The sequence below is a fragment of the Pseudomonas sp. B6001 genome (assembly GCF_013386015.1).
Taxonomy (GTDB): Bacteria; Pseudomonadota; Gammaproteobacteria; order Pseudomonadales; family Pseudomonadaceae; genus Aquipseudomonas.
Genome location: NZ_JACAOX010000020.1, coordinates 107,459 through 120,521, shown reverse-complemented (window position 1 = coordinate 120,521; position 13,063 = coordinate 107,459). Strand labels below are relative to the sequence as shown.

The 13,063-nt window shown below is 62.1% G+C and carries 3 protein-coding genes; 1 reads left to right on the top strand and 2 read right to left on the bottom strand.

Annotated features, from left to right (window positions below):
* Position 1: 1 nt before the first annotated feature.
* On the bottom strand, positions 2-5,917 hold the full coding sequence (locus HX821_RS22510) for an NEL-type E3 ubiquitin ligase domain-containing protein (protein ID WP_177036421.1): 5,916 nt from the start codon (positions 5,915-5,917) through the stop codon (positions 2-4).
* A 284-nt stretch (positions 5,918-6,201) separates the two neighbouring features.
* Here HX821_RS22510 and HX821_RS22505 point away from each other — a divergent pair, with 284 nt between their 5' ends.
* On the top strand, positions 6,202-11,361 hold the full coding sequence (locus HX821_RS22505) for a dermonecrotic toxin domain-containing protein (RefSeq protein ID WP_177036420.1): 5,160 nt from the start codon (positions 6,202-6,204) through the stop codon (positions 11,359-11,361).
* On the opposite strand, the gene ureC is transcribed toward HX821_RS22505, so the two are convergent.
* Entirely contained in the window at positions 11,358-13,058 is a 1,701-nt protein-coding gene (ureC, locus tag HX821_RS22500) for an urease subunit alpha (RefSeq protein ID WP_003217391.1), read from the bottom strand. The genes HX821_RS22505 and ureC overlap by 4 nt on opposite strands.
* Positions 13,059-13,063: the final 5 nt, after the last annotated feature.

The following is a 13,063-nucleotide window of genomic DNA, read 5'->3' as shown; positions in this document are numbered from 1 at the left end:
ATCAGGTGATGCTGCAGCGCGCCTTGCACGGCACCCAGTCGCGCAGGGTCAGCGAGCGAATCAGTTGCGCCTCGTCCACGGCCAGTTGCAGTTGCACATTTTCAGCCTGGGTTGCGTATGCCTCATCACTGAGGGCGCCCGCATCGTGTTCCTCGGATAACGCATTCAAGCGCACGTCATGGGGCCCCCTCAGGACTCTGAACTCATCGTCATAATGGTTGCGAATAAAGGCCTGCCAGAATTCGCGGCCCAGCAGCGACTGTACGAGCTTCTTGGAGTTGTCCAGTTTTTCGATTGTGATGGCGGCATTATTCAGGATCTGCGGCGCTACCTGTCCCGTTGCGAGGTAGCGGGCATCGTTGGGCTGACCGGGCAGGCCGAGGCGGCGGGCCAGGCCCATGCGATAGGCCAGGCGAATTTCAATATCTTCCAGTTTTTCCAGGGCGGCGACTTTTTGTTCAGGGGTCATGGTCGACGTGCGAATCATGCCTTCTCGAACCCGAATGTCTGCGCTGGCTAATTTTTCCACCTCGTCCAGGCGAAAAAGACCTTTGGCCAAGGTGTAGAGTGCCGGTCCCGCCTCGCCATCGGCGGCATAGCGCGTGGCTTGCCACGTCAGCACCTTGGTCTCCATGTCACTGAACACCAGGGCCGACCGATCGCCGCAGCGCGGGTCACCCGCCAGGTTGAACAGCTCTTCACGCAAGCCATCGTCCCGGGCCGCATAGAGCAATTGCCACAGGCGCGATTGCAGGTCGGTATAGCGGCTGCGGTACTCCGCCGATTCTTTGAGGTTGTCGAGGATGTCGAGGAAGATCTGCGAACCGGGTTTCTCGGCAATCGACTCCCACAGGCTGCGTCGTACGTCGATTTCCTCGGGTGACAGACCATCCATCCAGTGCTGGTATGCCGGCTCCGGTGTGTCGTCCACGATCTGTTCTTGAGGGGCGTGAACCTCGACTGTAGCGGGCTGTGGCGCCCGATAACGCATCGCGCCGGGCTGCCGGCCCGCTGCTGCCTCGCGGTGGAGCAAGGTTGCATTGCTCCAATACTCGACCAACTGCCTGCGGGCTTCGGTGCTCAGCGGGTTGCCGTCGATAAAGGTGACGTTGTTGACGTAGATGAATGCCTCGGCCTCCTCGGGCAGCGGGTTGACCAGGGACTCGGGCAACTGCGTGATGCGGTTCTGCGCCAGGTTAACGATGTCCAACGCCTGATGTGGCCCCAAGCCCTGCGGCCACTCGGTGATCCCGGTGTTTTTCAAATTCACCCTACGCAGGTTCGGCAGGGTTGCGAAGTTGGGGGTACGCGCCAGGGGGTTGCGGCTCAGATTGATGATCTTGAGTGAGGTGAGCCCCTCCAGCAGATCCACGTCGGCCTCGCTCAGGGAAAGTTGGTTGCTCCTGAGGTCCAGGCGGGTAAGCCGAGTCATCCGGGCAACGCTGGGCGGGATTGAACGCAACTCTCCGTACGACAGGTCGAGCCAACGGGTGTGACTGAAGTGGCCGAGAAACTCATCCAGGCCGTATACGGATTGCATGTCCTGAAGCTTGATTGACCCAACGTGGCTGAAATCTGCTTCCAGCGCAGGCAAGTCGCCGACTCTCAAGCCGAGTGCTTCAAGGGTGTAGCCGGCGGGAGAACCATCTTGGGCCAGCACTTTGGGAGTCATGCGCCGCCAGCACGCCTTGAGGTCTCGAGCGAATTGCTGGCGATGGTTGGCATCCCCTGCACGCAGGTTTTCGCTGTCGGCAGCCACCAGGAACCGTTGTGTGGCCCAGGCGTTCAGTTGGGTGCTCAAGGTTTGCCACTCGCCTTCCAGGCGCGTCAGTTCAGCCGGCGCCCCGTCGCCTGCGTGCAATACGAATTGCTCGTTTTCCTCCTCGCTGTAGCCGGGAAACAGGTCCCTTATCCGCCGCATTTCGTCGGTGTGGCTCAAGGGTACTTCGAAGGCGCCAGGCTGGCCGCCGTTGCGCCAGCCCGGGCGAGTTTGTGCCAGGCGAGCGATGTACGCCCGCATCTGCTGATTGGCTTGCGGGGTGAATGGGTTGTCACGCAGGCGGGTCATGCGGTTGAGACGGATGCTGGCTTCCACGTTTTCGGGGGCTGGGTTGAGCAGGCTGTCGGGCACCGCGCTCAGGTGATTGCCGGACAGGTCGACTTCTCTCAGCTCCGGCAGTTCCAGCAGGCCTGTGGGCCACTGATTGATCCGGGTGTCACGCAGCTCCAGCTTGCGCAGTCGTAGCAGCGGGCTGAAATCCGGCAGGGTGCCCAAGGGGTTGTCGTTCAGGCACAGTTCTTCCAGGCGGCTCAGGCCGGCCAGTTGGCCGGCGCTGATTTCGCTCAGGCGGATGGCATTTTTCGACAGGTCCAGGTGCGTCAGCGCCTTTATGGCCGTGATTGCTTCGGGCAGTTCGGTCAGCGTATGGCGTCCGATACCGCCGACTTGTTTGAGGGTCAAACGTTTCAGATTGGGGAAGTTGCCAAGGAACTGCCCGGGGCCGTCGGTGAAGCTCACGTAGTCGAGAACCAACTCCTCGACATGGGCAAAATCGGCGTTGAGTTTGGGCAGGTTCACCTGGGCGCTGATTTCCAGTCGGCGCCCGGTGTATCCCCCGGCACGATCCACGGTCTGTCGGCGCCAGCAATCTCTTAACGCATCGGCCACTGACTGCTCCCGGCCTCCCGGGTTCACCTCAAATGGACGCCGGCTCGTATCTTCTCGGGCACTGCGTTTCACCCAGTCCTTGAGTGCGCGTTTGAGGGCGGCGTATTGGTCTTCCCGGCGCGTCAACTCAGTGCGCGCATCGCTCCCGAGGGTCTCGATGAAGGCTGTGGCCTGCTCGTCGCTGAACCCCGGATACAGCTTGCGCACCCGCGTATGGGTGCTGCGCAATTGAGTAAGTTTGTGCAGCGGGGAGCCGCCCCGCAGGCGCAGGTCTCCTGCCAAGGGTTTGCGCAGCATCGGGTATTCCAGCAGTACCGAGCGCAGCTCGTCCCGGGCCAATGGCGTTTGTCGCACCCGCTGCTTCAGGGTGCCGGCGTCCCGTGCGGCTTCGCCTAGTGCTCGACGCTGGCCCTGTTCAAGGCGTGCCAGAACGGCGCCATACAGGTCGGTGGCGCCGAACGCTCCGTCTTCACCCATCGCCAGCATCAGCGGCGGTGCGTCGGCCTCTGGACCGACGGCGTCGATCAGTGGCCCCTGTTCGCTGCCCAAGCGGATTTCCACCCGCAGGCTCGGGTCCCAACCCGGCAAGCTGGGCAGGGTATGCAGGGCCAAGCGCAGGCTGTCCTGGCTCTGCAGGGTGTCGAGGAACAAGCCTTCATAGGCCCGTGCCATGCGCACTTGCTGCTGGCTTTCGCGCGCCAGGGCGGTGAGCCTTGGTGACAACTGCTGATGGCCACTCAGCGCAGTTAAATCCGCGTCCGTGGCGGTTTCCAGCAACTGCCTGGCAACCTCCGCCGGCAGGCCGGAAAACCTGTCCATGAGCTGCTGTACCGGGGGCGAGCGAGTCAGGTTATGGGCGCGGTAATCCGCGTCGAACAGCGAGGTCCGACTGTCCCGGGCAGCCTGGGCAACTTCGCGGCGCCACAGCATCGTCTGTTCGTCCAGCACCCGGGGAGTCGGGTCGAGGACCGCCGGATAGGTCAAGCCTCGGTGCGCCACCACGCGCTCGGTGATCGCCGGGTCGGCCAGCGCATAATCCAGCGGGTCGTCACTGCCCATCTTCTCGATAAACGTCTCGATCCGCTGATGGATGCCAAAGCGCGCCAGGCTGTCGCTCAACAGGACGGGCGGCGGTTGCAGGTCCACATGCAGTTGGCGCAGTTGATCGGCGCGAGTGCCACTGGCCAGGCGTGCCTGTTCCAGTTGTGCGTCGCTCAAGCCCCGTGTGCGATAACCCAGGCGGCGCATCAGCGCCGGGCCGTCCCAGGTCAGTGGTTCTTCGCCTTCATGCAGCCAGGCGCCCGCGCCGTTATGCGCCACCTGCGGGGCATAAGCGTCGGAGCGTGTGGGGTGTTGTATGCGATAGGTGTCGCCGTCGGGCTCGGGTTTGACGGCATACAGTTGATCGTCGAGGGGCAGCAGCGGCTGCTGGTCGTGGCTGTGCAAGCCCAGGTCATCAAACGTGGCGTCCTTGGGCAATACGACGGGGCTGCGATAAGGCGTAAGGTCCGGCTTCCACAGCCGCTGCTCGCCACCTGGCAAACGCACCGGCTTGAGCCCTTGTACCAACGCGGGTGTAGGCGGCGCAGCGAGCTTTTGCAGGCCTTTCCCCGCGCCGGCCAGCAGCGCCATGGCGGCCAGGTTTTGCGCGACGTCGAACCAGTGAGCCTTGGCCGTGTCACGGTCGCCTTCGCCCCAGTCGATCACGCCTTCGAAGGTTTCGTAGAGCAATTGGCCCGCCATGGCGGCCAGCATGATTTCGCCGAGCACCGGGACGAACGCCAGTCCCAGGCCGAGCACGGTAGCGCCGGCCTCCAGCCAACGGGCGATTTTTTGCCCGCGCACCCGGGCGTCGACATCGGCGGTGGGCACTGCCTGGTCGCGCGCATCGCCGAGGGCCTTGTCGCGGCCATGCTCAAACAGGTTGGCCCACAGGTCGACGTTGTCAGCCCACAGGCCCTGTCTTGAGACCACCATCAGGTACAGGTCGGGAGCGCCCGTCTTCACCACCCTGCAGCCGGCTTTCGGGGGCGGAAGCGACTGGGGCATGACCGTCGTAGTCAATACCGGGAAGGCCAGTTGCAGCATTGTCTGGGTCACCGGCGAACGCGCTACTGCGTCGACGGCGGCGGTGGAGTCCGCAGCGGGTTCGGTAAACCGGTTGAAGAACGCCGGCTTGTCATGCTCATTGAGAAACTGGCTGAAAAAATGCTGGTAGCTCGTGGGCGTCGGGCGGTTGTTATTGCCGGATTCGCTTGGCGCTTTGTCGCGCGCCACCCACTGGCGGTTCAGTTCGGTTTTCAGCGCATCAAGGCTGTTGTAGCGCTTGAGCGGGTGCTCCGGATCGTGGGGCAGGTAGACGATGAAGTCGGTGGCATAGCGATATTTTTCCACCGGTGTAAACACCACGCTCCCCATGAGCGCGCGGTCCATCACGCTCAGGCAACTGAACCACACCGGCTTGCCGCCCAGCGTCGGGTTGCGTTCGCCGTCGACCACCTTGAGCACCATGGTGAAGTCATCCGGGAGAATGTCCTGCTTGAGCAGCGCCAGGTACGCCGCAGCCCTGAGGGCATCCTTCTGGCTGGTGATCACGGCGTCGCGCAACCGGGTGGCGGCCGTCTCGTCGGTGGGCAGTAATGTTTCCTTGAGGTGCGCCTGGTAGCGGGCACCCACGTCCAGCGTACGGCACAGCCTGATAAAGGCGGGTACGGTCAGCGCCGGGCTGATCCTGGGAGAGGCGCCTTCCCGGTCCGGGTATTGGGTGAACCCGGAGGCAGGATCGAATGCGCCGTCTTCACCTTCACTGGCTTCAAAGTTATGCAGGGCAGCCTGCACCAGCGACACCTCCAGTACTTTGTATTCGCCGGCCTTGATCCCCAGGGTGCCGAGCCTCAGCGGCTCATACAAACGAAGAGAGGTGCCTTCGACATCCACGGTGAGGTTGAATTGTTCTTTCAGCGCGCCGTTGAGCAGGCCTATGGCGAAGGGCTTGAGTGCCTGGACGTTGGCCAGGTGTTTATCCACCGCGTGTTGGGATTTGAAACTGGTTTCATTGAACGCCTTCAAGGTTCTTCGCTGCAGCGGCGACAAGCTGTCCATCCAGTGCACCTGTTCGAGCCTGGCCTGTTTCAACGCTTCTATGCGGTGGGCCGGCGCCTGTACCAGCCAGTCCGGAATGGCCTGGCGAATGAACGCACTGTTGTCGTCGGAAGATGAGAGGGGAGTAACGGAGGGGGCATCCTGCATGGGGGCATTCCTTTGGGTAAGCAAAGGAAAAAGGCTACTGAAAACCGCTGTGGATTAATAAGTCGAAAAGCCGCTGGATAGCACGCAATAGTTAACGCATCGGCCCCGGATTACCTATGGATCGACGACTTAATTACCCCATGGAAATCCCCCCGTGTGCATCAAGCCTGCCAGCGCTTTTTGAGTGTTCGACCATGGGGGGCAATCCGTTCAAATAGCTACCGCCGAGTGCCGGGGGCGACTGATTAAGGTCATTGCCTTAATTTCCCTATCGGTACTCGTTTATGCCAGCACCTCAAGCCTCCACCTCGCTCCTGCCGGGCGGCGAAGGGCGTCACTATGCACAGATCAAAGCCGCCATCCCCGAAAGCCTGGTCAGCGCATCTCCTGCCCTGCGTGCAGCCATCACGCAGGCCAAGCCAGAGATCCCCGCCTGGTATGCGGCCACCACCCCGGCACAGAAGGCTGCGCTGCAAAACCTGTTGGAGGCGAGCATCAAGTCTCACACTGCACTGGAGCAAGCGACCGGCAAGGTGCAAGAGGTCAACGCCTTCGCCCGGCCATTGCTTGAAGCCGCGTTGAAGGCCGCCGGGTTTGAGCTGGACGTCAACCAGGTGCATCTGCGCCTCTATGTACCGGTCGAAGGTCTAGCGACAGGCTACCGGACCAAGACTTTGTCCCTGTTGCAAGCGGCCTTGAACAATTTTGAAGCGCGCGAGACCCGCGCCGGGTTCTTCGACAGTGCTTCAGGCTTTATCACCGCTCCCGGCGCGGATGGCCGTTTCGAGCGCCATACCACGACCCTGACGATCGAGACCTTCGCCCGGTTATGCCGCGACCTGGACCTGGGCAGGCTGTACCAGGAACACCTCACCACCTACCTGCTGCCCGTGCAAACCGTGTCCAGGAACCTGCTGCGTGAACGCTTTATCACCCGGCAAAAGGACGCCTTCAGAGCCGCCGCCTACGTGGCGTTGCTCAAAGGTGATATTCGCAGCGACGACTACGCGCTACTGCTGCGCATCGCCAATGGCGAGCGACGCATCAAGCACGAAGGCAAGCAGGTCTGGCACCGCTGGCCCAGTATCATGGAACTGCAAATGCACGGCTGCCTCATGATCGACCCGAGCGTGGAGCATGGGTATGGCACCTGGCTTATCGTCTACATCCCCGACCACCCCGAGCACCCCATCAAGCGCTACAAAACCTTTGCCGACTATGCAGAGGAAACGACCCGTGAGCTGACCGCTTACAGGCCAGAGGACTATTGGGACAGCAGGGGGGTTCAGGTCACGGCCCACCAACAGTTTTTCTCACGGTTCATCGGGAAAAAATACCTGGCTTACTACTACGGGCGGTTCACCGAGAAACGCGTCGATGAACCGCAAAGGCGCGTGGCCCTGGGCCCTGATCCAGCGTGGCGACAGTACTACGCAAGAAAATCCCTTACCGAACTCCAGGCGATCAACGCCGTCATAAAGTCCCCGCGACATATCAGCCGCACGCCGCAGGACCAGCCAAACCTGAACCTCAACGCCCACCCGATCAAGGGGCTGTGGATCGACGTCGACCCTTGGGACGAGCTGTACGCCGACATGCGCAAGCGCGCACTCGACGATGGGTTGAGCATGGCGATACCCACCGCTCACACCGACGCGGCTGGCCACGACCGGCGGATGGCGCATCTGATGAACATCGGCCTGTTCACCTTGAACCTGGTGTCGATGTTCATTCCGCCCTTGGGTGCACTGATGGCGGTGGTCACGGCCGGGCAACTGCTGTACGAAGTACTGGAGGGCGTGGTTGAACTCGGCCAGGGTGACCGCGAGGCCGGCTGGGCGCATATCGCTGACGTGCTGGAAAATCTCGCGCAACTGGCGGTGGGCGGCGCTGCGTTGCATATCAGCCTGTCGCCGTTTATCGAAGGACTCAAGGCGGTCAGGCTGCCGTCGGGCAAGGCCCGCTTGTGGAAGCCGGACCTTGCGCCCTATGCGCAGGACATCCGACTGCCGGCAGGCTCGGTTCCCGACCAGGCGGGACTACATACCGTCAATGGGCGCCAGGTCGTGTCGGTGGACGGCAATCGCTACGCCGTGACCGCGCAAGACGAACCGGGCGTGTACCGGGTCCAGCACCCCAGCAGGCCCGAGGCGTATGAGCCTCAGATCGTCAACAACGGTTCTGGCGCCTGGACCCATGAGGCCGATGAGCCCCTGACGTGGCAAGGTGCTCCGCTGATGCGGCGACTGAGCCATGTAATGGAAGGCCTGAGCGATACGCAGTTGGAGCAGGTGCGCAAGATCAGTGACACCGATGAAAGCGTGCTGCGCCGGCTGTACGTGGAAAGCGAGCCCACTCCGGCCATCACACTCGACACGGCGGTGCGCATGCGGGCTTACGGGCGTGCCGAAAGCTTGAGTGGGCAGATCCTTGCGGGGTCGATGTCGATGGACCTGGGTAGCTACGCCGCGTCGTTGATGGTGGAAATGACCGGCTGGCCGCCCGGCAGGACCATCGAAGTATTTGACGGCCAGGGCACCAGCAGGACGGCTGCCCTGTATGGCCAACCTCATGCGCCCGGGACGGAACTGATCAGCATCAGCCGCATAGACCTGTTCGGTGGCAAGCTGCCGGCGTTGATCGTCGAGAGTTTGCCCGAGGAGCAGCTTAAAAACCTGCTCGGCCAGCATATGCCCTACGGGGCCGCGCTGCGTAGCCAGGCGTTGCAGGAACGGCTGGGAATCTATGCAACACAGTCCCTGCGGCGGGTGTTCGACAGCCTTTACCTCGGGCGGTCATCGCCTGGCAGCGCCGAACTGCAACTGTTCGCGCGCGACTTCAAAAGCCTGCCACCGGTCATGGTCGAGGAACTGCTGGAAGGTGCCAGCCCCTCGCAGCGGGCGAGCCTGGTCAACAATCGCAAGATTCCCCTGGAGCTGGCGCAGCAAGCGCGCCGGCAACTTGGGCATCTGCGTCTGGCCCGGGCGTACGAAGGGCTTTATCTGGACGAGTTGGCCAATGTCGACACCGAAGCGCTGGCGCTCAACACGCTGGAGCGCCTTCCTGGCTGGCGAAACGACTTGCGCATTGAGGTTCGCGAAGGCTCCCTGGCCGGAAGCCTGCGTGCCGGCTATGGCCCACCCGAGTCCGCGCACCGCAAGGTATTGGTGCACAGGGGCGATGGACGCTACGAGGCGTTTGACGCACGAGGGCAAAGCCTGCATGTCGTCGACAATCTGTACGGCGCCTTGCAACATGCCCTGCCAGACACCCACCGCCAGTCTCTGGGATTGCCAGGCATTGGGCAGGGGCCGGAGTTAAGAGGCAAAATCCAGGAACATGCCCTGTCGCGCGGTGCCTTGCGCAAGGTGCTGCAGATGCAGCCCGCCCAACCGTTCTTCAAACCGCTATCGCAGTTGTCGGGCGGCAGGCGTGGGTACCCCTTGAGCGGGCGCGGCGGGTGGGCGTTTGAGCGGAGCCTGCAGGCACGCATTCGCAACTTGTACCCGGACATCACCGCCAACGAAATTGCCGAGTTGAGACCTCTTGGCGACCCACTCGATCTCACCTGGGTACAGGAACTCGAAAGCGAATTCAGCAACCTGACTCAGACGTTGCGAACCTGGCAGATTAGCGCTCGCGCAGGCGCGTCGACCAGTGGCCAGGCGGCAGATCGGATTTATCGGGCCAGGGGCCGGATCGTCAAGGCCATTGAGGCGGCCTGGCGCAGAACCGGGCTGCGGGATATCGACGGCAATGGTCGATACCTCGGCCAGGCCATCAAGTGGGATGGGGTCGAATTGCGCCAGCAGTTGCGCACCCTGCCGCCATTGCCGGCCGACTTTGATCACGTCAGTAAGCTGACCCTGCGCAGCATGGCCTTGACCAGTGACGACGTCGACGGGTTTGTTTCCAACTTTCGCAGCCTGCGCAGCTTGTCCGTGCAAGCCTGCCGGTTGACGCGGCTGCCGCCGGCCATTGCCGCCATGCCGCACCTGACCGAGTTGTATCTGGGAGGCAATGAAATAGTCCTGAGTCAGGAGAGCGTCATGGTCTTGGGCAAACTGAAACAGCTCAAGGAGCTGTCGCTTGAAAGCAATCCATTGGGTCTGGCGCCGGACGTGAGTCGCATGCCTGATTTGCGCCAGCTGTGGCTGGCTGAAACAGATTTGGAGGAGTGGCCTGCCAGCGTGTTTCGCCTGCCGCGCCCACGGCATTTCATTCTGGATTTGCGTGAGAACGCGCTTATCCGTGTACCGGTATTTGCGCCGGGTTCTGATAACGCCCGGATCATCGCGCGCACGACGCTCTCCCGAGAGCTACTGAGTACTAAAGCCGTGAGCGATTTCAGGTTATATATCGAGGCAGCCGGTAATGATCCGGATCGTCAGCTTCCACCCAAAGGCCGGGCCGATAGCAAACTCTGGAAAACGGGATTGACCGACGAGGAATGGGAATCCAAGCAGCAATTGTGGCAAAGGCTGGAGGATGCCTTCGGTTCTGAAGCTTTTTTCAACGAAATTCGCTACCTGTCCAAATCAGGGGATGCCGTAGTCGAGGGCAAGCGCTACCTGCCGGAGCTGACTGCGAAAGTATGGCGCATGCTGGAGGCCATGGGCGAAGACGCCGAGTTGCGAGAGGAGCTGTTCCGCATGGCACAGTTCCCCACGGCTTGCGTGGATGCGGGGGCGCAGTTGTTCAATGCCATGGGGGTTGAAGTGTTGTTGCGCTCGGCCTATGCCAATGAAGACGCGAATGCGGTGAGAAGCAGCGTGCTCAAGTTGGCCAGGGGCAAGTGGCGATTGGAGGAGTTGGGGCGGATCGCTCATGCGCGCGTGGCAGAATTGATCAGTCAAGGCGCCAGGTATACGGAGTATGACCAGGAGGGCATGTTGGTCTCTCATTACGACAACGCAGGCAATGAGATCCCGCCTATTGATGAGGTCGAGATCTACCTGGCCTACACCTCGCAGCTTTCCGCCCGCCTGGACTTGCCGTGGCAGGCCAGAACCATGCTGTACCGCGAAGAGTATGTGACGCCGGCCATGGTAGAGGCGGCGTACGAGCAGGTGACAGCGCTGGACCAGGGGGATCAGTTGCGCGCCAACCTGATCGAGCAGCCGATGTGGAGGGAGTTTCTGGAGCGGGCCCACAAGGTGGAATACTTGAGAATCTTCCGGAAATCTGACGCGTTGCTCGACTACGAGGACGCGCAAGCGCAATGGGCCAGGGATGGCGGCTTGTCTGCCGAGGCCAAGAAGGACCTGAGCGACACCATCGCCAGGACCGCCGATATCCTCGGTCGGCCGCGCGGTAACAGCCTGCCGGGAACCGTCATGAGTCGGGCTGAATACGACACTTCGCTTGCCAGCATCACCAGCGAACTCAACTCATTGAACACGACACTGACCGACCAGGCGATCAGTGCCGTATTTGGGGCTTAGAACAAGAAGTACCGCTGCGCCATCGGCAACACATCCGCAGGCTCACACCACAGCAATACTCCATCGGCCTTGACCTGGTAGGTCTGCGGGTCAACCTCGATATCCGGCAGGTAATCGTTGTGGATCAAGTCGGTTTTCTGCACCGCGCGGCAACCCTTGACCACGGCGATCTGCTTCTTCAACCCCAACTGCTCCGGCAGGCCTGCCGCCAACGCCGCCTGGCTGATAAAGGTCAGGCTGGTGGCGTGCAGCGAGCTGCCGAAGCTGGCGAACATCGGGCGGTAGTGCACCGGTTGCGGCGTCGGGATCGAGGCGTTGGCGTCGCCCATGAGGCTTGAGGCAATCGCGCCGCCCTTGAGAATCAGCGTCGGCTTGATCCCGAAAAACGCCGGGCGCCACAGCACCAGGTCGGCCCACTTGCCCACTTCAATCGAGCCCACTTCGTGGCTGATGCCGTGGGTAATCGCCGGGTTGATAGTGTACTTGGCGATGTAGCGTTTGGCGCGGAAGTTGTCATTGCCTTCGCCGTCGCCAGGCAATCGCCCGCGCTGTTTTTTCATCTTGTCGGCGGTCTGCCAGGTGCGTGTGATCACCTCGCCAACCCGCCCCATGGCCTGGCTGTCGGAGCTGATCATCGAGAACGCGCCGAGGTCGTGAAGGATGTCTTCGGCGGCAATCGTTTCGCGGCGGATGCGGCTTTCGGCAAAGGCCACGTCTTCGGCAATGCTCGGGTCCAGGTGATGGCAGACCATCAACATGTCCAGGTGTTCGTCGATGGTGTTGCGGGTGAACGGCCGGGTCGGGTTGGTGGAGCTGGGCAGCACGTTGGGGAAGCCACAGGCCTTGATGATGTCTGGCGCGTGACCGCCACCGGCACCTTCGGTGTGGTAGGTGTGGATGGTGCGGCCCTTGAAGGCGGCGAGGGTGGTTTCGACAAAGCCGGATTCGTTGAGGGTGTCGCTGTGGATCGCCACCTGCACGTCGTACTCGTCGGCGACGCTCAGGCAGTTGTCGATGCTCGCCGGCGTGGTGCCCCAGTCCTCGTGCAGCTTCAAGCCAATGGCACCGGCCTTCACTTGTTCGATCAACGGCTCCGGCAGGCTGGCGTTGCCCTTGCCGGTGAAGCCGATGTTCATCGGGAACGAGTCGGAGGCCTGGAGCATGCGCGCCAGGTGCCATGGGCCGGAGGTGCAGGTGGTGGCGTTGGTGCCGGTGGCCGGCCCGGTGCCGCCGCCGATCATGGTGGTGACGCCGCTGGTCAGTGCTTCTTCGATTTGCTGCGGGCAAATGAAGTGGATGTGGGTGTCGATGCCGCCGGCGGTGAGGATCATGCCCTCACCGGCAATCACTTCGGTGCTGGCGCCGACACAGATGGTCACGCCGGGCTGGATGTCCGGGTTGCCGGCCTTGCCGATGGCGGCGATGCGGCCGTTTTTCAGGCCGACGTCAGCCTTGACGATGCCCCAGTGGTCGATGATCAGCGCGTTGGTGATCAGGGTGTCGACCACCTCATGGGCGAGCAATTGGCTCTGGCCCTGGCCATCACGGATCACCTTGCCGCCGCCGAATTTCACTTCTTCGCCGTAGACGGTGAAGTCCTGTTCGACTTCGACGAACAGCTCGGTGTCGGCCAGGCGGACCTTGTCACCAACGGTGGGGCCGTACATGTCGGCGTAGGCTTGTCTGGAAATCTTCATGTGTT

Excerpts from the sequence above, each read along its gene's own strand:
- HX821_RS22510 (WP_177036421.1), bottom strand. The coding sequence starts at position 5,917 with ATGCAGGATGCCCCCTCCGTTACTCCCCTCTCATCTTCCGACGACAAC.
- HX821_RS22505 (WP_177036420.1), top strand. The coding sequence starts at position 6,202 with ATGCCAGCACCTCAAGCCTCCACCTCGCTCCTGCCGGGCGGCGAAGGG.
- ureC (WP_003217391.1), bottom strand. The coding sequence starts at position 13,058 with ATGAAGATTTCCAGACAAGCCTACGCCGACATGTACGGCCCCACCGTT.